Source organism: Pseudoalteromonas sp. SG41-5 (assembly GCF_014164495.1).
In the GTDB taxonomy this organism is placed as follows: Bacteria; Pseudomonadota; Gammaproteobacteria; order Enterobacterales; family Alteromonadaceae; genus Pseudoalteromonas; species Pseudoalteromonas rhizosphaerae.
This window is the reverse complement of sequence record NZ_JACJFH010000063.1, coordinates 1-21,671: the sequence shown is the minus strand read 5'-3', so window position 1 is coordinate 21,671 and position 21,671 is coordinate 1. Positions and strand designations below refer to the sequence as shown.

The following is a 21,671-nucleotide window of genomic DNA, read 5'->3' as shown; positions in this document are numbered from 1 at the left end:
TGCCAGGGTAAGTACTGCAATAAATAGCGCTTTCATTTAGCTAAACCTCGGTACTTCAATGACCACGACACTGTTGTCAGTGGTGTTGGTTATTCGCACTGTAATTGAATCTACGGTACTGGTGATCACTTGAATTTCGTAATCACCACTTAAAAAAATTGAATCTTGGTTAAAAATACTTTCATCTATATCTTCACCAAAGGCAATATCAGTGATCTCTCTTACCATGCGGTTTAAGTAGGTACGTTCTAGAGAATCTTGAAATTTCTCAGCGTAGCTTTGTTCAATTATTGGTGCTTTATGTTTATTTTGCGCTTGCGCTTTATTTAATAGCATACTGGCATTGAGTGGACTACCTCCGAAACTTGGATTAATGGGGGTATACACAAGCTCTGTTGCAGATACAGATAAGGGGAGTAATATCATTATAATTGTTGTTATATATTTTCTTGAGTAGGGGGCCATTTTACCATCCATTTTTTGCCATATCGGGCGAAGCTTTATGTAAATTAGAGCGCGCCATCGCATCCATAACACTGTATAAAGCGTGTTCTACACGCTCATCAATAGGCTCCAAGCGACGCCCTAAATAGGTTACATATACAATTTGATTATTCATTACTAAGGTCAGTTTTGTGCCAGCCCGAGGAAGTACGGTCTCTTTTATTTCTATATTAAAACCAGCGGTTGAGGGTAGGTCGCGCCAAAGGTTTGAAAATTCAAAATAAAACTGGTGACCAAAGCGACTAATGCTGCGATCGAGCACTAGGCCATCTATTTCTAATTCGTCAGCGCCTTGAGATAAGTGGCTAAAGGTAGTTAAAAAAAGCAGGCTTAGCGCGGTAATAAGCGTTCTAACTAATGTCATGTTTAATATGGGGGGACGTGCCCCCCAATATCCTTATTCTTGGCTCACAGTTGCTGTGTTGTAATCGCCCACTTGGGTGATCACGACTGAAGTGTTAGAAGCGGTAATAGCACCTTCAACTAAGTTGCCATTGCCTACTTGTGTGACTGTGAAGTTGATGTTGTCACCACCAACGATAAATGCACCCGTATCGATACCTGCTACCATATTCATATCGCCTTGCTGCGAAATATCAATAGAATGGTTGCTGCCTTCCATAACTAAATCAATCGCATTCAGATCGCCACTTTGGCTAAAATCAACGCTATTGTTATTACTATTTAGCACACTTGCAAAGGTTAATGTTGCTTCATTTGTGCTGCCTAATTGACTGATATTAATGTCATTATCGTTTGAAGTAAGCGATGTGTCAGGGTACGAAGATTGAATTAAAGCGGTATTCATGTCACCGGCTTGAGCTAAATCAACGTCGTTGCCTTGACCATTAAAATTAGCGATGTGAGCGCTGTTTTCGTTACCAATTTGAACGCTTGAGAATTCATTGTCAGCGCCAATTGTGCCCAAGTAGGTCTCGTTCATTGAGCCATTTTGCATAACAGTGAGTTCATTGTTATCACCTAATACATCAGCCCCAACTTGATTATTATCTTGTTGTTGATCAACCGAAACTTGATTGTCATTACCGGCAAATAACTCAGATGTGAAGGTATTGGTATTACCTTCTTGGTCGATTGATAGGGTGTTTTCGTTTCCTTCAACACTTGCAAAAGTCGCAGTATTTGAATCACCCGCTTGTTCGATTTCTAAGCTGTTTTCATCGCCGCGAACAGAAGTAACCGTAACGCCGTTGAAATTACCTTCTTGTGCTATTACTACTTCATTCGTATTACCAACGAGTTCAGTAAGTGTAAAAGCGTTAAACAAGCCGTTTTGAGTAACTTCAATGGTGTTTTCGTCACCACTAATAGTTGCCAGCGTTGCTTCATTTAAAAGGCCTGCTTGAGATGCGCTAATTTTGTTGCTATTACCTTGCAAATCCAAATTATAAAACCAATGGCCGCCATCTTGCTGAGTAACTGCAATGTCGTTAGCATCACCTTGAACTACGTTAATCGCTTCGTTATTAATACCAAAAAAGCCCGTGCCAAACTGCACAACATTGACTGAGTTATCATCGCCTGTTATGTCTGATAGAGCGCCATTAACTTCACCATCTTGGCTGTGACTTAGGGTGTTGTTATCGCCTATTACGTACGTTAAAGACAAGTTTTGAATTTGTTTTTGATCAACATTAATGCTGTTGTTATCGCCTAAACTTGTTACGTTTGCTTCAAGGCCATCACCTTGTTGCGTGACCATTACATCGTTACCCATACCTTGCAATGATGTTTGTTCAATAGTGAGGACATTGCCTACCGCAGTAGTTGACACTTGACTTGCTAATACAGAGGTTGATTGGTTTTTATCGTCGATATTTGCGTGTGCAACAAAGCTTGAACTTAATGCAACTGCGATTGCACATGTCAATAAAGATTTATTTAACTTCATGATTTTTCCTTAACTTATAATTATTAGAGCAGTCATTAATGGGTTGTGGATACCTTAATGTTCTGCATAGTTTGTTCGGCATGCCTTGCCGATTTAAGTTTTGTGATATCAAGAGCAAAAAGCTCACTCATACAAAAGTGAGTGAAGAATTATATTGATATGCAGTGTTGTGTTTTATGCAATTAATGCTTTTTTACTTACGCACTGCTACCAATTGACGGTTAACTTTATTGTGTAAACGTAATATTCGAAATCATCTCTTTTTATGATTTTTAATCTACTTTCTTTTCAATTGCTTACTTGTTTTCCACCGTAATCAGCTTGGAATGTTGAATAATCTGGTAATAAAAGATGAGGCGAGTAAGGCATCTACTGAGCGCTAATTACTCATAAAAACGATTGTGTTGTTAATAAATTGACCGTTAAAAACAGTGTTAAAGACTGGTTTTTTAGTAATTTATTGAATTTTTCTTGTCTGGTTTAGGTTTTCTCTGTCATTTATGGTGCTTGCCAGTGATATTTCAAAAGTAGTGAAGTTAGCGAAACTTAGTAACAAAGCTAAGTTAATATTTCTAACTATGGATACAAAATATGAAAACTAAATTATCTATTTTAAGCTTGGCTATTTTGCCATGTTTAGCTGCAGCACAAGTAACAACCATTGCTGCAGATCCTTCAGCACGAGCTTCTCAAGACTCATTGCTCGTTATGTATAAAAAAGGCACTTCTGTGGCAATGCGTAGTCAAGCCCGCAGTTTAGTAAAAGCTAAAGTAAGTGATTTAAATAAAGATGGTGTTGATGACAACTATTCGTCGATTTTATCTGGTCGTCTAGCTAAGTTTGAAGTAACTGGCATGAGCACCAAGCAAGCAATTAAATTACTGCAAACACATGCAGCGGTAGAATATGTTGAGCCAGATTATCGCGTGAGCATTGCTACGGCTCCTAATGACCCTGCTTTTTCAAAGTTGTGGGGGTTACACAATGAAGGCCAATCTGGTGGGACGGCCGATGCGGATATAGATGCACTCGAAGCATGGTCAATTACAACAGGTGGTAAAGATGTCGTTGTGGGCGTTATCGATACTGGTGTAGATCACAGTCATAGTGATTTAACGGCAAATATGTGGATAAACCCGAATGAAATCGCAGGCGATGGCATCGATAATGATGGTAATGGCTACATTGATGACGTGCATGGTATTAATGCCATTACAAATGTTGGCGACCCAATGGATGACCAAGGTCACGGTACGCATGTCTCAGGGACAATCGGCGCTGCAGGTAATAACAATAATGGTGTTGTGGGTGTTAATCATGAAGCGGCGATTGTTGGTTGTAAGTTCTTAGATGCATCAGGCAGTGGCTCTACATCCGACGCTATTAAGTGTATTGACTATATGGTGAGTCTGAAAAATGCGGGTGTAAATGTTCGCGTACTAAATAATAGTTGGGGCGGTGGTGGCTTTAGCCAAGCGCTTGCTGATGCGATAACCGCCAGCGAACAAGCTGACATTTTATTTGTTGCCGCTGCAGGTAATGACGCCGTTGATAATGATCAAAATCCACATTATCCATCCAATTATGAGCATGAAAGCGTGTTGTCAGTGGCCAGCACTGATCGTAACGATAATATGTCAGACTTTTCACAGTGGGGTTTAACCAGTGTTGATTTAGCCGCACCAGGGAGCGCTATTTTATCAACCGTACCGGGTAATGGTTATGCCACTTACTCTGGTACATCAATGGCCACACCGCATGTTGCGGGTGTCGCTGCTTTGGTACTATCACTCAATCCTGACTTATCAACAAGTGAGCTTAAACAGCTGCTTATGGATAGTGGCGATGATAATGCACAACTGGCAGGGAAGACCGTATCGGGCAAACGCTTAAACGCTAATCAAGCTCTTGAGCAGGCAGACCCTACACCAAGCTTTAAACTATCTGTTACACCAACAGCTCAGCAGATCACTGCCGGTGAAACGGCAACATATACATTTGAAATTGGCTCAATTGCCCAGTGGCAAGGGGTTGTAGATCTTGAATTAATTGGCGATTTAGCTGGTGCTAGTTTATCAGCAAACACTGCAACGCCTGGTGATGTGGTGATACTTAGTGTGCCAACTCAAGAGTCAACACAATGGGGGCGCTATGACTTTAGCGTAAATGCATCTTCTGGCGAGTTGGCTAAGCAGAAGTCAGTAAGCTTATTAGTTGATCCTGTTGGCTTAAATGATTTTACCTATACGAATGATACCGCAGTAGCAATCCCCGATAACAATGTTGACGGTGTTGATTCTGTGATCACCGTAAATGATCCACTGACTGTTTTTGCAACTCAAGCGAGTATTGATATTTCACATACTTACATTGGTGATTTAATCGTTACGTTAACTTCGCCTAGCGGAACAAGCTCTACATTACATAGTCAATCAGGCGGTAGCGCAGATGATATAGTTCAAAGCTACTCTTTAGCTGATTTTAATGGTGAAGTGGCAACGGGTGATTGGGTATTACATATTGAAGATACCTATGCAGCAGATACAGGTACGCTGAATAATTGGTCACTTACATTTAGTGCCATTGGTGAAGTCAGCCCGCAGCCACCAGAGGCCGGTTTTGAGTTTGATGCACAAGGTCTTTCTGTGAGCTTTACAGACAGCAGCCGTGATGCAAATGATGATATCACGCAGTGGAGCTGGGACTTTGGTGATGGTGCAACGTCAACCGATGCAAGCCCCGCTCATACCTATGCACAAGCAGGTAATTATGACGTTAGCCTTACGGTTACTGATAGCGAAGGCAATACTGATACAACAACGCAAACCGTGGTTGTGAGTGATGTTGAGATAGAGTTGAGTTTGGTACGTGCCAATAAAACACGCCTTAATACTATGCGTGTTGATCTTAGCTGGGAACAAGTGGGTGCTCAGTCACTTAATGTATATCGTAATGGTGAGTTTGTAGGAACAACGACTGATAACGGCCGTCACCGTGACTTCTTACGTAATGCAACTTTGCCAGCCTATGATTACCAAGTTTGTGTTACAGCAGATGTATGTTCAAATATCGTAACAGTGACATTTGAATAAGTGCACTTAACATTTAAATAATTCCCCGTGAAGTCCCAAGCCTTGCTGTTCCCCTGCAAGGCTTTTTTATTGCCTACTATATTGTTCCTGATAGTTAAACTCGGCACTTCAAACATCTAATAATATTATCAGATAGTCGTATTGTGGATTTTAACAGGCTCTGCTAACGTTCAACGATTACCCATAGTTTGAAATTCGGGGCGACTGACAACGCGCTCTATAATACAAAAAGAGAAACGTGCTTATGATCATCTTTTTTATCTGCCTGACTATTTTAATATTAGGTTACAAGTTCTACAGTCCCTTTGTAGAAAAACAAGCTGGTATGGACGCCACCATTGATACACCACAAAAACGCTTTAGCGAAGGTGTTGACTATGTTGCAATTCATCCTGTTCGTGCGTTTTTAATTCAGTTTTTAAATATTGCAGGGGTAGGCCCAATATTTGGCCCTATTCTAGGTGCTCTATATGGACCAATTGCTTTGGTCTGGATCGTACTCGGTAATGTATTAGGTGGAGCTGTACACGACTTTTACTCAGGTGTTATGAGTATCAAAGAGGATGGCAAAAGCTTACCAGAAATTGCAGGTAAATATTATAACGTTGTATTTAAAGGCTTGATGTTAATATTTACGGCGATGTTACTGTTTTTTGTCGGCGTGGTATTCATAATGAGCCCCGCTGGATTATTAAGTAACTTAGACGTATTTAAAGATACTATATTTGCCAATAATACCTTTTGGGTTTTGGCAATTTTGGCCTATTATTTTTTAGCTACTTTACTGCCAATTGATAAAATCATTACTAAATTTTACCCTGTTTTTGGTTTATTAATGATTGTGATGACAGTTGCAATTGCTGTATCACTGTTAATTAATGCGCCGCATTTACCAGTAGCAGGTGATTTTTTAGCGTATTTTGAAGCTGATCATGCCCACGACTTTTTAACTCCAAATCCAGATGGATTACCTACTTGGCCATTATTGTTTATTACCATAACCTGTGGTGCGATTAGTGGTTTTCACTCTACGCAAGCACCAATTATTGCACGTTGCTTAACTAACGAAAAATACGTTCGTCCAGTTTATTATGGCGCAATGATGTGTGAAGGTATTGTTGGTTGTGTATGGGCACTGGCTGGTATTGCTGCGTTCCCAGAAGGCTATGCAGGTTTAAAAGCAATGCTTGATTTAGGCGGCCCAGGTTTAGTGGTTAATCATATAGCAAACAGTTATTTAGGTGTGTTTGGTGGAATTATGGCGATTATTGCAGTAGCAGTATTCCCAATTACCTCAGGTGATACGGCGTTTCGTTCACTGCGCTTAACCGTGGTTGATGCGTTTAATATTCCGCAAAGTTTGCGTAATCGTTTATTGCTTGCGGTGCCAATTTTAGCAATCGCATACTTTATGACAAAACTCGATTTCTCTGTTATTTGGCGCTACTTCGCATTTTCAAACATGCTGCTTTCTACGAGTGTGTTATGGCTTGCGACTAAGTACTTATTTGACCGTGGAACATTCCATTGGATTGCGAGTATTCCTGCAGTAATAGCTACAGCCGTTACGTTATCGTACATCATGACCGCTGCAATTGGCCTTAACTTATCAAGTGATATGGGCAAACCAATTGGTGTTGTGGTTGCTGTGGTAGGATTTATTGCACTAGCTATAGTACATTCAAAACATAAAGTGCGTGTAAATTAATACACTGCAGTGTATTAATGACGTAACAAGCGAGCTGTAAAGCTCGCTTTTTTTTATAGTTCTAAAGTGACGTAATGCCTGTTAGAAAATGGCTTGTTCAAAGTAACTAATATCGTCAAGGGTGTTACTGATCATCATCGCGCCCTCTAATAAACTCACTGTTTTAATCGCGGCACGTTCAGGATTAAGCTCTCCATTTATTTTATGTGCTTGAGTTAACCAGGCTAAGTTTTTAATGAAAAAGCGTTTTACTTCATCGCGCACTTTATCAGGAAGACTGTCACTTTGTGCGCCAAGTAAACCACATAAACACATCTTTTTATCTATAACTAACGCGTTTGTAAATAATTGCGTGTAAATATCAATAGGGTTTTTACCGTTTGCTTTGTGTGCCTCCGGTTCGCCAAGCACAGCGATAAAGGCATCCGTATATTGATGCGCGAGTTCAGCACCTAAATCAGCTTTGGTTGGAAAATGATAATGCACACTCGCACTTTTAATACCAATTTCATTCGCCAACTCTCTAAAGCTAAAATTGCTATAGCCACCAAGTCTAACCTTATTTTCTGCTGCTTTTAACAGGGCTGCTTTTTTTGTCATTTTAAAACTTCCTTCATATCGCTGCAAAAAATTATCAACCAGTAGGTAGTTATTTTCAAGCTCTTTTATTTTTAGTTTGCAAAGATCGAGATCTTAATATAAGTTACCTATCAGTAGGTAGGCTGGCTTGATCTTACCAATATTAGTTCAAACTGTGGTTAAAAATATAAAGAGATAATTATGAAAATTTATGACGTAGAAAACTTTCCTAATCCATTACGTGTACGTATTGCTCTTGCTGAAAAAAATGCGACTGACAAAGTTGAATTTGTTGCTGTTGATTTATTAAATGGTGAGCATCGTACTGAAGCCTTTTTAGCTAAAAACCCCTTAGCAGGCGTGCCTGTTTTAGAGCTAGATGACGGGACATATATAGCGGAATGCACCGCGATTACTGAATATATTGATACCACTTTTGCTGGCCCTTCATTAACGGGTATTGAGGCAAAAGAACGCGCGGTGATTAATATGATGCAAAAGCGTGCGGAGTCAATGGTCCTTGATGCGGTAGCCAGTTACTTTCATCATGCAACGGATGGTTTAGGCCCAGCACTTGAAACCTATCAAAATGTTGCTTGGGGAGCAAAGCAAGGTGAAAAAGCGCACCAAGGTTTTGTTTATTTTAATACAGTGTTAGCCAATTCTGCTTATGTTGCCGGTGAGCAATTTACTGTTGCAGATATTACTTTGTACGCCGGTCTGGTGTTTGCAGGCTTTGCACAAATTGTTATTCCAAGTGAGCTATCACATTTAATTGCATGGCAACAAAAGGTCGCGCAGCGTCCAAGTATTGCTAAATAGATTTATAATTTGGAGGCAAATATGAAAATTGCAGCAGACTTTAGCAAACGTGTTGTCGTGCACAGTGAATCACTCGAGTGGATAGCGTCACCGATGGCGGGTGTTGATAGGCGTCCACTTGATAGAGTAGGCGATGAGGTTGCACGCGCAACCAGCATTGTACGTTATGCGCCAAATAGCCATTTTTCTGCCCATACACATACCGGCGGTGAAGAATTTATTGTGCTTGAAGGTGTTTTTCAAGATGAACATGGTGATTTCCCCAAGGGTTCTTATATTCGTAATCCGCCCGAATCAAAGCATACTCCAGGCTCCGAAAGCGGCTGCGTTATATTTGTAAAATTATGGCAGTTTCAGCCAGAGGACAGAGAGCATGTACGTTTACAAACTAATACCATGCAAGGTGTTCCTCACGCTGAGTTTAGTGATGTAAATGTAGCTCCTCTTTATAAAGACGCCTTTGAAGAGGTGAGTTTAATGCATTTTAAAGCGAACGCCGAGATAGCGATAAATGCACCCGGTGGGGCTGAGCTTTTAGTACTTGAAGGTTCACTTGAAGAGCAGGGCGATACACTTGTAAAAAACAGTTGGTTAAGAGTTCCCATAAACAGCATGGTTAATGCTAAAGCAGGCAGTGAAGGCGCAAAAGCTTGGCTTAAAACAGGTCATTTAACGGATGCAGATAAGCAAATTCATCGCTTGGAAAACCCTTAAAGCTTATATAAAAAGTGAGCAAATGCTCACTTTTTACTTTTCCAGCTGTATTTTGATTTGCTTCATAATTTATTAATCTAACTTAACGTATTCTCAAACCTTAACGTATAAATGAGACTAAGTTATGACACATTTAAACCATGGTTTATCTATTGATATTGAAGGCGCAGGCCGTGAGTTTTTCTTAACCTTAAAAGCGGTTGGCAAGCTTACTCACGAAGATTATAAAACCATCCCCCCGATGATTGATTCAGCCTTATCGCAAGTAAAACAGCCAATAATAAATGTACTCATTGATAGTATCGAGTTTCAGGGCGGTGGCTTTAGAGCCGCATGGGATGATTTAAAGTTAGGTATAAAACACAATAAAGAGCTGAAAAAAGTTGCTATTTATGGCAATAAAAAATGGCAGTCCAATATTGCTAAAATAGGAAACCGCGTTGTATCAGGTGAAATGGCCTATTTTGAAAATGCGACAGCTGCAATTGAGTGGCTAGAAGAGTAGGGTATTTATAAAATACTGTAAATACCAAGCGCTGTTATTGTTTCATGCCAGTCAATACTAATTAACTGGCATTAACATGGGCTTTAATCTTTTAAACTACATCAACTAACATTGGTAATGCGGGAAATGCTCCCTTGGCTAAACAGGCTTTTGAACCACAGCGAAGGCCGAAATTTAAAGCGCGTTTTACTATTTGCTGATTGTTGAGTTTATCCGTGAGCAATATATTTTCATCATTATGATTTAAATAATACAAAACCCCGGCAATAAACGCATCGCCCGCACTGGTGGTATCAACCGCCGTAATAATTGGTGCAGCTTCAGTAAATGCAAATGCGTTATGGTAAACGGTTGCAGGCGCGGGACCATCGGTTAAAAACACTAAGCTAACATCCGTATCTAGAATCGATTGCAAGTAATCATCAGGTGTTTGCTGTGTTTGCTCAGCTAAAAAATTTAGCTCATCCCGCGATAGCTTAACTATATCGCAATAGGCGTAACACGCGTGTACATTTTGCTCAATGTCATTGCTATTTTGCCACAAGCTATAGCGTAAATTCACATCAAAGCTGACTAGCTTATGGTTCTTTTTAGCCAGCTTTAAAGCATTGATCGTGGTGCGCGCAATGGCTAAATTAGTTAACGTGTTGGAACAAAAGTGTAGGGTACTCAATTCATCCCATTTGATATGGTTTAAATGCTCACTCGTTAACAGTAAATCGGCGGTATTGTGGCGATAAAAATTAAAGCTGCGTTCACCGGTTTCATCCAAACTGACAATAACCACGGCCGTTTGAGAGTCTTTAATTGTAAATAAGTACTCTGTACTTACCTTATATTGCGCAAGCGATTTACTTAATTGTTTAGCAAAATAGTCATCGCCCATACCGCCACAAAAAGCCGCTTTGCCGCCCAGTTTGGCATAACCTACCGCTACATTGGCAGGAGCGCCGCCAGCAATGGGCAAATAAGCACTGTTTTGAGAATCTTGCGGCAGCATATCAATAAGCAGCTCGCCAAGGCTAAGTAATTTGGTCATATTGTAAATCCTAAAAAACCTAGCAAGGGCTAGGTCAAAAGTAGTGGGAGAGGCTTTCAAGGTAAATAGATGTTAGGAGATCAAGCGCTGAAAATACATTATTCAGCGCTTAAAAATACTAAAGCTCGGTTAATTAAATAGGTATTTAAGTGTTAGTGACGTTGTACGGCCGTTAATAGTGCGGGCACGAATAATATTATTATCTGGGATAGAACTTTCTTCGGCTTCAGTAATACCGACTGTATCAAATAGGTTATTTACATTAAGCGCGATGCTAAGGTTTTCAGATAAATCGTAGCTTACAAAGCCATTTACTTGGGTGTAACCATCAAATTTAAGGTCGTTGTTGTCTTGAGCGTATGCATCGGTAGTACCAATAAAGCTTACACCAGCTGCACCTTTCTCGTAGCTATAACGCGCCATTAGTGAGTAAATTAAATCTGCTTGGCGTCGAGGCGTATTACCTTCTACTTCCGGTGTTAGTGCATCTTTAACGATTTCAGCATCGGTCCAGGTTAAGTTACCGCGAAAATCCCACGCATCGATGAAGTAAGTTGATTCAATCTCAATCCCTTTGGCTTCGTATTCACGGTCGAAAAAGGTTTGTGATGTAGCTTCAAAATTTTGCTCTTCAGTTTCTGCATAAAAAGCAGTTGCAAATACAGAGAAGGAATCAAAACGTTTTTTAACCCCAAACTCATATTGATTAACTTCATCTACAGCATCTTCTTTCGCAACAGAGCCATCTGCACGTACTTTACCAAATAAAAGTCGGTCAGCATTCGCTCGTCCGCCTTTACTGATACGAGCAAATGTTGCCAGACTTGGGTCAATTTGATAGTTAGCACCAATTGAATAAGATGTGTAGTTCCAGTCGTAGTTAACTGGGCTGGCATTAGTAATATCAATGCCTGCAACATTTTGTTCAGGAACGGATATTTCACCATCACGATTCATATCAACTGTAGAGGTTACTGCACCTGCGTAATTACCGCGAGCTTCGCCACTATCGTAACGGGCACTTGCATCAATACTTACATCGCCAAGTTTTGTAGAAAATGCAACGTACGGGGCGCGAGTGTCGTATTCTGTGTCGTAATCACGCTGACAACAGTTACCCCAAAAAGGTGTTCCGTATGCGTATAAACCATTTTCAGAAAACTCAGTACCATCGGCAGCTGTGACATTTAATAAGGCTGCGTTATCGCCCTTAAGCTCCATTAGATAAGAGTTCCATAACCACGACATGGCAATGTTTTGCGTTGATGCGTAGTAACCAAACGTAATGCTGGTGTCGTCATCGAGCGATTTAGTCAATTTAAAGTCGTTCACAATAGAGTCAAAGTCGTTCATTGTGACGTCAAACGTATGAATACGCATTGCTAAATTGTCTTTAAATGCAGCCCCAGTATTTGCATTGCTGAGTGTTGCACCTGCGCCGCCAATACTTTCTGCAATCGACGTTGCACTGCCTACTTCAGCAGGAATAAGTGAATTAAAGTTACCGCTTACAGATGATTTACGAAAACGGTTTTCGATACGCCAATCATTATCTAAGTCAAATACTGCTTCAAAGCCAATTGAGTCAACGTTAGGGTTCATACCGTCGCGAATATCGCCACTGCTAATTTGGTTTTCGCCGTTTAGACGCACTGTTTTTGTAAATAATGCCGAGTGTGGTGTATCCGATTGTGCGTCAAACCCAGGGATAGAATCGCCATTTGCATACATTGGCATCGGTAAGTAACCTACGCTTTTATCATCTAAATGCTTGTAATAAATTCGAACATAGCCGTTTTCAAAATCTTTGGTTAGGTTGGCTTTAATTTGCCCGCCTTTATTTGATGTGTAACCTGTTTCGCGTGGACCTTCACCTTGGCGAACAAAGCCACCGACATGAAAACGTACACTATCGCTTAGGTAAGTACCGTATTCAAAGTCTGTACGAACGCTATCGTAATCGAGGCCCAGAGTAGTTGATACGCTGCCTGATTCGTTTTCACCATTTTTAGAAATAAAGTTAATAATGCCACCAGGTGCATTACTTGCAGCCGTCGATGCTGAGCCGCCACGAATTGATTCGATTGTTTGTACGGTATTATCTAAGCGCATAAAAATATCAGCGTTACCAAAAGCGATATCACCGTATTGCAGTACAGGTAAACCGTCTTCTTGTAATTGTAAAAATTTCGCACCGCCAGATGCCACAGGTAAACCACGCACAGCAATGTTTGCGTTACCTTCACCACCGGTCGATTCTGCGCGAATACCCGGAATGATTCTAAACGCCTCAGCGGTTGAGCGAGGTGTAGACACTTCAACCTGTTCAAGCGACAAGCTACTGACTGATACGCTTGATGCCATAATCGTTGTACGACGTGGTACACCAGTTACAACGATTGTTTCAAGACCTTTGTTAGCTTGTACTTGAGAATTTTGATCTTGTTGTTGCGCATGTACGCCTTGGCTTACGGCAAGTGCTAATGCACTGATTAAATATAAAGGTGTGTTGTGTGTTGTCATGGTTACGCCTCGTTGTGTTGAACCCAATTGGATTTGTATTTTTACTTAATCGATTAAGTAAAAATAACAAATATTTTACAAGAAGCAAATTATTTTGTGCTTAATTTGCTCTTTTTTTATTCATTCATTGATTTATAAAGTATTTTTTATTGTCTTAGAATATAGGTTTACTCAGTTACAGGGTTATCTTGCTGTAAAGCCGTTGCTGATGGATCTTTAAAATAATTAAACAGCATAGCTAAAAATAAAATGACAGCAAAGCCCGTAGCTAAATAAAAACCGTAACGCACATGGCCAAAGTAATCGCTGATCATACCCATGAACAAGGGTGCTAAAGCCGCCGAAAGTGCGGTAAAAAATAATATCACGCCCGCCACAGCACCGTGCTGTTGCACTGCAAAGCAGGATATACCTTTAGAGTTTAAAGTCGGATAAACCATCGACATAAATAACCCCGAAAGCGGCAATAAACCCACAGCCCAATCAACGCCACCGAATAATGTACCGACATAACACAGCGCAATGCCTAAGCTTAAATAGGCCATAACACCTTGCCAGCTATAGCGGTTTAGTAACCATACGGCAATAAATCGCCCTGCGGCACGCAGTACAAAAAATATTGTCAATGCATAGGTTGCAAGTAGTGGCCAAGAGCCAGTGTAATCTTTTAACAGCGTAGGCATCCATACATAAATAGCAACCTCCGTGGCCACATAAAGGGCAATTGCCAGAGAAAAACCTAGCGCATACGGATTTTTGATCATTTTCATGGTGGTGGCAAGCGAAGTGGGCTTTGCTGTGGTTTTTACAACGGCTGGGTAGTCTGCACGCCACGCTAGTAAAGCGAGAATTAAACACATTACACCTGCAATAATGTACAGGTAAGTCCAGCTTACATTTTGCACCAGTAAGACGCCTACTAGAGCTGGCCCTACAATGGCGCCTATGCCAAAAAAGCCTTCTACCTTATTCATCGTTTTAGTGTGATCTTCGTTACTATGTGAAATATCACCAAGTAACGCAAGCGCACCCGTTTTAAATAAACCAATGGCTAAGCCTATGCAGCAAAGTAGCAATAAAAAGAAGGTAAAGCTGGTGCTAAACGCAAACAAGAAACAGCTCGCCGAAAATATTAAAAGGCCTAGCATGATGGTTGTTTTACGCCCTAAACTGTCTGCTAAAAAACCTAAAAACAATCCACTAAAAGCAATTAGCGCCATAGGTGCATAATGGAACGCGCTTGCTTGGGTCATGCTTAAACCAAACTCTTTAATAAGTTCAGGTATGATCATGCCCACCGCATCAGAAGTCATGGCAAACATAAAAAACATCATATATGTAAGCCAGCGTATTTGTTGCAACGGGTCGCTGCTTACGTGTGTGTGTGATTTTGTCATGTACTTTTTTCCTCGTTAAATGCTCAGTTAACACTCAGTAAGTCAGTTAGTTACTTATTGTAGTATTACGTAAGCCACGATTTTTGTATGTAAAATTATTAAAAATTACTTGTAAATTCTCACTCGCTAGTTAAAGATATATCTTAATCGATTAAGTTTCAACATGGTAATCACACAATGATGAAGAATAAAGTTCAATTGATCACATACGCTGATCGGATCACTGGTCAAGATATCAACGCATTGACCACACTTTTAAATGGCCCATTACACGGCGTATTTGGAGGTGTGCACCTATTGCCCTTCTATAATCCAATTGATGGTAGTGATGCAGGCTTTGACCCTATTGATCATAGTGCCGTGGATGAACGGATCGGTACTTGGCAAGACATTCAAGTGTTAGGCGCAGACTATGATCTGATGGCCGATTTGATTGTAAACCACGTATCGGCGCAATCTTTTCAGTTTCAGGACGTACTGGCAAAAGGCAAAGCATCTTCGTTTTGGGATTTATTTTTAACTAAAGAAGATGTCTTTCCAAATGGCATGAGCGACGCCGAGCAAAAAGCGATTTATCGCCCGCGCCCTGGCAGTTGTTTTACTCCAATGCCATGTGGCGATGGTCAAACGTATGATTTTTGGACCACGTTTACCGATAATCAAATCGACATTAATGTTAAAGTTGCTGCGGGCATTGCGTATTTAAATAATGTATTAACGAAGTTCTCTGCTAATAACGTTAATATTATTCGTTTAGATGCGGCGGGTTACGCGATTAAGCAAGCCGGCACAAACTGCTTTATGCTAGATGAAACGTTTGATTATTTAGATAAGTTATCGGCGCAAGCTAATGCATTGGGTATGGAAACAATTGCTGAAATCCACAGCCATTATCAAACTCAAGTTGACGTCGCAAAGCGGGTCAATATGGTTTATGACTTCGCATTACCACCATTGATTTTGCACAGCTTATTTACCAATAACAGTGATGCACTTGTAAAGTGGTTAAATATTTCACCACGTAATTGCTTAACAGTACTCGATACCCATGATGGCATTGGTATTATTGATGCGGGTCCAATGGGTGATAAGCCAGGATTATTAAATGCAGCGCAAATTGATAATCTAGTTGAAACTATTCATGCAAATAGCAATAACCAAAGCCGCCAAGCAACTGGGGCTGCTGCCAGTAATGTCGACTTGTACCAAGTAAATTGCACTTATTACAATGCGTTAGGCGCAAATGATTTTGACTATTTAGTTGCGCGCGCGATTCAATTTTTTGCACCCGGCGTACCACAAGTTTACTACGGTGGCTTATTCGCAGCTGAAAATGATATGGCGTTACTAGCAAAATCAAATGTAGGTCGTGATATTAATCGTCCATATTTAGATGCTGATATCATTGCGCAGTCTCTTGCAAAGCCTGTTGTACAGGGATTACTAAAATTAATTGAGATACGTAATACTCACAGTGCCTTTGCAGGTGAGTTTAGTGTTGAAGGTGATGACAATAGTTGTGCTTTAAAGTGGCTATTAAACGACAGTGAAATTGTCCTAAAAGTTAATTTTGCACGTCGCGAAGCGTTAATAATTGCACGCACTGGGAATGAGCAAATACTCACCTCACTAAATGATTTGTTAAACTAAGTTAACCTTACAATCAGTCACTTATCAGCCACTATGACCTAACTGTAATTGGTAGTTGATAAGTGCTTTTTGCTCTTTTTTGCTAATAAATAAATTAGCTGCTAATGCTCCTTTTTCTTCACTATTTTGATGAATAGTTGTTAATGTTGGCATAGAGCGCTGCGCTTCATCAATGCCATCAAATCCAACAATTCGCAATTCTTGGGGTATTTTTATACCTATTTTAACTGCTTCGCGAATTGCCGCGAGGGCAATAAGATCACTCATACAAAGTAATACATTGGGTCTAGGTATGCAGTTGAGCGCTTCTTTTGCTGCGATGCTTGCATAACGTTCGCTACTTTCTGGAATATTCCAAGTTCTATCGTCACCTAAGGTAATGTTAACTTCGCTTAATGCTTTTTGATAACCTCGTAATCTTTGATGTGCAATTGATTGACCGGCTTCGCATTCATGGTGCTCATATACACGACACAATACATTTTCATCTAATAACCGCAGTCCCAATATAGCGACCTGATCAGCACTGCTTTTTAATACGTGTTTGGCCACTTCATAACTAGCTTGTTCGTTATCTATGTTTACTGAGGCATTACGATCAATATCAAAATCAACGGTAACCACATGTTTGGGTACAATTTTTAATTGATCTACAAGTGATTGATTGCGCGGACGACCATAACAAATAAAGCCATCAACAAAATCTAATACGCTGTTAAGGTTTTGACTATTTCCCGAAAATAATAATAAGTTAATATTGTTTTTTTCAAGGATAGAAGCCACACCACGCATAAAACTACTGGCCACAGGATCCGACACCATATACTCAATACTGTCAGGTAATACCAGCGCAACAATATTAAATTTACCACGGCGTAATGACTGCGCTGCTTTATTGGGGCCAAAATAGCCAAGCTCTTTACACGCCAATAAAATAGACTCGCGACGACTTTTTGATAGTTGATCTGGACGATTAAATGCATTTGAAACGGTGGCGTTAGAAACGCCTAATTCTTTGGCGATGCTTTTTAATGTCCAATGTTTTTTTTGGGTCATACGACTTCTCATGATAGTGAACGCGATTCACTAATAAATTACCATATTTCACGCTAAATCAAAGTGTTAATTATATTGTAGCGTGTATAGCAAGTTACGTAATTAGGTATTAGGAACAAGAATGAACTAGAAAGTGGTTGTTATTAATAATAAAGTACTGGCTTTTTTATATCTGCTAGCTTACTAACTCACACGTTACTGTTTGGGTGATTTTTCACAAAGTCGCCTTATCATTTATATCTTTACATATGTACCCTTTTTGATGGTAAAGTGCTGGTGTTTTCTATTTTGCTACAACTAATGAATTAAGTTTTTTTAGTTTTAGGCAAAGTATATTGTATGTAATGGCGATTATATGTTGCAAATTGCGTCCTCGATAACCCGTTCTGGATTGAAATAATAAAATTTATCAAAGGTAAATTATGAAAATGAATAGATTGATTTTGGCGTTACCGTTACTAGGGGCAAGCTCTATGGCGCTTGCTAATACGACCCATCAGCGCGTATTCAAGCCACAAGCTGCGATTGTTGAACGTGTGCATCATCATGGCGTTGAACACGGCCATAATGAAAAAGCACCAATAGCACAGCTGCAATCACAACCCCAAAAATTTAGTATGTTAATGATGCGTAGCCAAGCGGCCACAGTCAGCTGCGATTTAAATGCACTGGCTAATGCTAGTTCAACGAGCATTATTACTGAGCTTAAAAATCAAGGTAGTGGCTGTGTTAATGAACTATTTAGTGCATCAGCATCAACTCAGAGCCTAGTATTTAGTTCTGATAATATGTATGCGGTTGCTAATCATGCAAAGTCACTCTCACAGACTTATGCTGGCGGTGGTGACATTGAACTCGAGGCATTGTTCCTATATTTACGAGCTGGTTTTTATGCGGAATTTTACAACGACAACGTGAGCTTTAGCTCTTGGGTTACGCCTGCCGTAATTGATGCGATAGATGCTTTTGTAAACAACAGCCATTTTTATGACGATAATGACGGCCACGGTAAAACGCTTTCTGAAGTGATCATTACGATGGACAGCGCTGAACAGCAACATCGTTACTTGTATGTGGTGAAACAGTGGCTAACGCGTTTTAACGAAAGCTATGCTGCAAAATGGAATATACGCAGTGCGGTGAATGGTATTTTTACTTTGCTTTATCGCGGCCAGTGGAATGATGCATTTGTTACAGCTGTAGCTAGCGATACTGATTTAGTTACTAAGCTGAATGCATTTACCCAAAAGCAGTGGATGATTGACTCTGACGCACAATATTTAATTGTTAATGCAGCCAGTGAGCTTGCGCGCCTTAAGCAATATTCCGACACTGCTATTCAAGCTACTGTTGATACTGGCTTAAAAGCGGTTTTTAGTACTTATAACAGCTTTGGCTATGGTGATGCAGTATGGCTTGCGGCGGCAGATTCTGTCAGTTATTACGCTGATTGTAATGACTATGGTATTTGTGGCTTTGTTGATGAACTTACTCAGCAAGCGCTTTCGCAAAATTATAGCTGTAGTAGCACTATTAAAATTCGCTCACAAAATATGACTGCAGCACAACATACAGCTGCATGTGCTGCAATGGGCGCAGAAGAAGGTTTATTTCACACTAAACTTGCCACCAATAACGCCCCAGTTGCCGATGATAACAATAGTTTTTTACAAGTAAATATATTTGATAGCAGCGATGATTATAGTAAATACGCAGGTGCGATTTTTGGCATTAACACCAATAATGGCGGCATGTATTTAGAAGGTGACCCCGCAGTTGTGGGTAATCAAGCAAATTTTATTGCCTATGAGGCGAGCTACGCCAATGCTGAGCATTACGTGTGGAATCTAGAGCATGAATATGTGCATTACTTAGATGGTCGTTTTGACTTATATGGAAACTTTAATTCACCAACTGAAGATATTGTGTGGTGGTCAGAAGGCGTTGCAGAATATGTTGCTAATCTTGATAATAATGACGCCGCTAAAAATACCATCAGTGATGGTTCGCGTTATACCTTAGCGCAAGTATTTGCCACTAACTATGACGGTTTTGATCAAGACCGTATTTATCGCTGGGGTTACTTAGCTGTGCGCTTTATGTTCGAACGCCATTACAGTGAAATTAATGCCATGCTTGCAGATACACGCATTGGTAATTGGAGTGCTTATAAAGCGAAAACTGTGCAGTGGGCAAATAATTATGAAAACGAGTTTGTACAATGGTGTGATGACTTAGTTGCAGGTACAACCACTAATACGCCACCAATCGCATACATCAATGGACCTTATGCCGGTATGCAAAACAATGAGATCAATTTTACGAGCAATGGCAGTATTGACAGTGACGGCTCAATTGTTAGTTATCAGTGGAGCTTTGGTGATGGCAGTAGTTCTAATCAAGCAAACCCGGTGCATACTTATACAACATCAGGACAATATAGCGTATCGTTAACGGTTGTTGATAACCAAGGTGCCAGCCAAACCGCATCAACATTGGCTAGTATTGAAGAGGATAGCAGCGTTGGTAACGGCGAGTTGATAAACGCTCAACCAATGACTATTGCTGGCGAGCAAGATGAGCTGTTGTATTTCAGCTTTGATGTACCGCAAGGTGCCAGCGACTTAGTGTTTAGCTTAAGTGGTGGCACGGGCGATGCTGATTTATATGTGAGTTATGCTGCTACACCAACAATGGATAGTTATGATTGTCGTCCTTATGTCGGTGGTAATAGTGAACAATGTGTAATAAATCCTGCGCAAGCAGGTGTTTATCAAGTAATGATTCGTGGCTATAACATGTTTGATAATGTGAAATTAACCGCTTCATACACAGGAGTAAGTAGTAGTGTACCTGATGCATGTGCTACCCAAGGTAGTCGTAGCAATGGCCGTTTAAATGACGGTGAAGTGATTTGTTTGGGTAACAGCGATCCTATGTGGTTTAGTATTGCTGACGTACAAAGTCAAAGTGGTGTGGCGATAACTACCGCTAATGGCAGTGGCGACATCAGCCTAAGTTATTCAAACAGCAGCTGGCCAAATGGCAGTAATGAACAGGCTCAGTCCAGTAATAGCGGCAATAGCGAATGTATTTATATTAGTGATCAAAGCCAATATTGGGGTTATTTAAAGGTGTCGGGCAATAGTACTGGTGCAAGTCTAGTGGTTGATTTTAATAGCCAAGGGTGTCGTTAAAATTATCATATTAAAAAAGTAAAGCACCTACAGCAAAGCCCATCTAGATGGGCTTTTTTAGTGTTGTAACTTAAGCGTTAAAGTGAGTTTAGATTGCTCGTTTATACACCGCGAGTGGATGCGAAGTACTTAACGATACGTGCACGCTATCGCCAGGGTATACAACGACTTCGTGGCTTACGCGGCTAGTAACCACTGTTTTACAGGCAAGCTCTACTGCACATAAACGACTCCCTCCTTCAAAGCGTACCCATACGACCACACCGTTGTTGCCGATCTCACCTTGTACTAGCATTACATCGTCGGGGCGAAGTAGGACATCCACCTCACCTTGTTGGCAATCTACGCCGTGAGCGGGCACATTGCCGATGGCTGTAGTTGCTTGATTATTCTCAAAAAAACCGTTAATGAAACTTGCTTCACCTAAAAAACGTGCAACAAAGCGATTGTTGGGCACACTAAAACAACGCTCAGGAGTATCAAGTTGCTGGATTTTTCCGGCCTTGAGCACACCCACACGATCGCCTATTGATAAAGCTTCTTCTTGATCATGAGTCACCCAAATTGCAGGCACGCCAGCTTTTTTCAGGGCATTTCGGATATCCCAGCGCAGCATATCTTTTAGTGCCGCATCAAGGTTTGAAAGCGGCTCATCAAGTAACACAAAGTCAGGTTGGTGGGCAAGGGTACGTGCTAGTGCAACTCGTTGTTTTTGACCGCCTGAAAGGGTGGCTGGCTTTTTATGACGAAAGTCATCAAGACCCAGTAGGGCTATCCAATGATCAGCAACGGCGGTATCTTTTAAACGAAAGCCAATGTTTTGCTCAACGGTTAAATGAGGGAATAACGCAAAGTCTTGAAATACCATACCTACGCTGCGTTTCTCAGGTGGCACAGTCAATTTAGGGGTAGCCTGCCATTTACCTAAGTTAATTTCACCTTCGCTAATAGGAATTAGTCCGGCGAGCGCTT

16 protein-coding genes are annotated in these 21,671 nt (G+C 40.6%); 7 read left to right on the top strand and 9 right to left on the bottom strand.

From position 1 onward, the window contains the following. Nucleotides 1–36: 36 nt before the first annotated feature. Genes H5232_RS15560 through H5232_RS15550 form a run of 3 tightly spaced genes read right to left on the bottom strand, consistent with a single transcriptional unit; the run spans nucleotide 37 to nucleotide 2,416 of the window. A complete protein-coding gene (locus H5232_RS15560; protein WP_149981821.1) occupies nucleotides 37–477 on the bottom strand; it encodes a curli assembly protein CsgF in 441 nt (146 codons plus the stop codon). After that, entirely contained in the window at nucleotides 467–868 is a 402-nt protein-coding gene (locus tag H5232_RS15555) for a curli production assembly/transport protein CsgE (protein WP_145234525.1), read from the bottom strand. The genes H5232_RS15560 and H5232_RS15555 overlap by 11 nt, the downstream gene beginning before the upstream one ends. A gap of 33 nt (nucleotides 869–901) precedes the next feature. Then, a complete protein-coding gene (locus H5232_RS15550; protein WP_182767328.1) occupies nucleotides 902–2,416 on the bottom strand; it encodes a curlin in 1,515 nt (504 codons plus the stop codon). Nucleotides 2,417–3,007: 591 nt separating this feature from the next. Here H5232_RS15550 and H5232_RS15545 point away from each other — a divergent pair. After that, nucleotides 3,008–5,509, top strand: coding sequence for a S8 family serine peptidase (locus H5232_RS15545; RefSeq protein ID WP_182831159.1), 2,502 nt, complete (start codon nucleotides 3,008–3,010; stop codon nucleotides 5,507–5,509). 244 nt (nucleotides 5,510–5,753) lie between these two features. Further along, complete coding sequence (locus H5232_RS15540; protein WP_182783555.1) at nucleotides 5,754–7,217, top strand: carbon starvation protein A; 1,464 nt, start codon at nucleotides 5,754–5,756, stop codon at nucleotides 7,215–7,217. An 81-nt stretch (nucleotides 7,218–7,298) separates the two neighbouring features. Here H5232_RS15540 and H5232_RS15535 read toward each other — a convergent pair whose 3' ends face one another. Further along, complete coding sequence (locus tag H5232_RS15535; protein ID WP_182717632.1) at nucleotides 7,299–7,817, bottom strand: TetR/AcrR family transcriptional regulator; 519 nt, start codon at nucleotides 7,815–7,817, stop codon at nucleotides 7,299–7,301. Between the two features lie 180 nt (nucleotides 7,818–7,997). Here H5232_RS15535 and H5232_RS15530 point away from each other — a divergent pair, with 180 nt between their 5' ends. From H5232_RS15530 to H5232_RS15520, 3 genes are all read left to right on the top strand, one after another. Continuing rightward, on the top strand, nucleotides 7,998–8,618 hold the full coding sequence (locus H5232_RS15530; RefSeq protein WP_182717631.1) for a glutathione S-transferase family protein: 621 nt from the start codon (nucleotides 7,998–8,000) through the stop codon (nucleotides 8,616–8,618). 21 nt (nucleotides 8,619–8,639) lie between these two features. Further along, on the top strand, nucleotides 8,640–9,332 hold the full coding sequence (locus H5232_RS15525; RefSeq protein WP_182831158.1) for a cupin domain-containing protein: 693 nt from the start codon (nucleotides 8,640–8,642) through the stop codon (nucleotides 9,330–9,332). Between the two features lie 124 nt (nucleotides 9,333–9,456). After that, entirely contained in the window at nucleotides 9,457–9,837 is a 381-nt protein-coding gene (locus H5232_RS15520; RefSeq protein ID WP_182739483.1) for an STAS/SEC14 domain-containing protein, read from the top strand. 91 nt (nucleotides 9,838–9,928) lie between these two features. Here the strand turns inward: H5232_RS15520 and H5232_RS15515 are convergent, their stop codons facing one another. From H5232_RS15515 to H5232_RS15505, 3 genes are all read right to left on the bottom strand, one after another. Beyond that, nucleotides 9,929–10,876, bottom strand: a complete 948-nt coding sequence (locus tag H5232_RS15515) for a carbohydrate kinase (RefSeq protein ID WP_182717628.1) — start codon at nucleotides 10,874–10,876, stop codon at nucleotides 9,929–9,931. Between the two features lie 129 nt (nucleotides 10,877–11,005). Next, nucleotides 11,006–13,399 carry a TonB-dependent receptor domain-containing protein gene (locus H5232_RS15510; RefSeq protein WP_182739484.1) on the bottom strand — a complete coding sequence of 798 codons (2,394 nt, stop codon included), beginning with the start codon at nucleotides 13,397–13,399 and terminating at the stop codon, nucleotides 11,006–11,008. 167 nt (nucleotides 13,400–13,566) lie between these two features. Continuing rightward, nucleotides 13,567–14,796, bottom strand: coding sequence for a sugar MFS transporter (locus H5232_RS15505; RefSeq protein WP_149981806.1), 1,230 nt, complete (start codon nucleotides 14,794–14,796; stop codon nucleotides 13,567–13,569). Nucleotides 14,797–14,973: 177 nt separating this feature from the next. On the opposite strand from H5232_RS15505, the gene gtfA reads away from it, so the two are divergent. Next, entirely contained in the window at nucleotides 14,974–16,446 is a 1,473-nt protein-coding gene (gene gtfA / locus H5232_RS15500; RefSeq protein WP_182717626.1) for a sucrose phosphorylase, read from the top strand. Nucleotides 16,447–16,470: 24 nt separating this feature from the next. Here the strand turns inward: gtfA and H5232_RS15495 are convergent, their stop codons facing one another. Further along, nucleotides 16,471–17,502, bottom strand: coding sequence for a LacI family DNA-binding transcriptional regulator (locus H5232_RS15495; protein WP_149981804.1), 1,032 nt, complete (start codon nucleotides 17,500–17,502; stop codon nucleotides 16,471–16,473). A 422-nt stretch (nucleotides 17,503–17,924) separates the two neighbouring features. Between H5232_RS15495 and H5232_RS15490 the strand changes: the two genes are divergently transcribed. Beyond that, nucleotides 17,925–20,699 carry a collagenase gene (locus H5232_RS15490; protein WP_182717625.1) on the top strand — a complete coding sequence of 925 codons (2,775 nt, stop codon included), beginning with the start codon at nucleotides 17,925–17,927 and terminating at the stop codon, nucleotides 20,697–20,699. Nucleotides 20,700–20,787: 88 nt separating this feature from the next. On the opposite strand, the gene H5232_RS15485 is transcribed toward H5232_RS15490, so the two are convergent. Then, nucleotides 20,788–21,671, bottom strand: an 884-nt coding sequence (locus tag H5232_RS15485; RefSeq protein WP_182831157.1) for an ABC transporter ATP-binding protein, incomplete at its 5' end; no start/stop codon positions are given.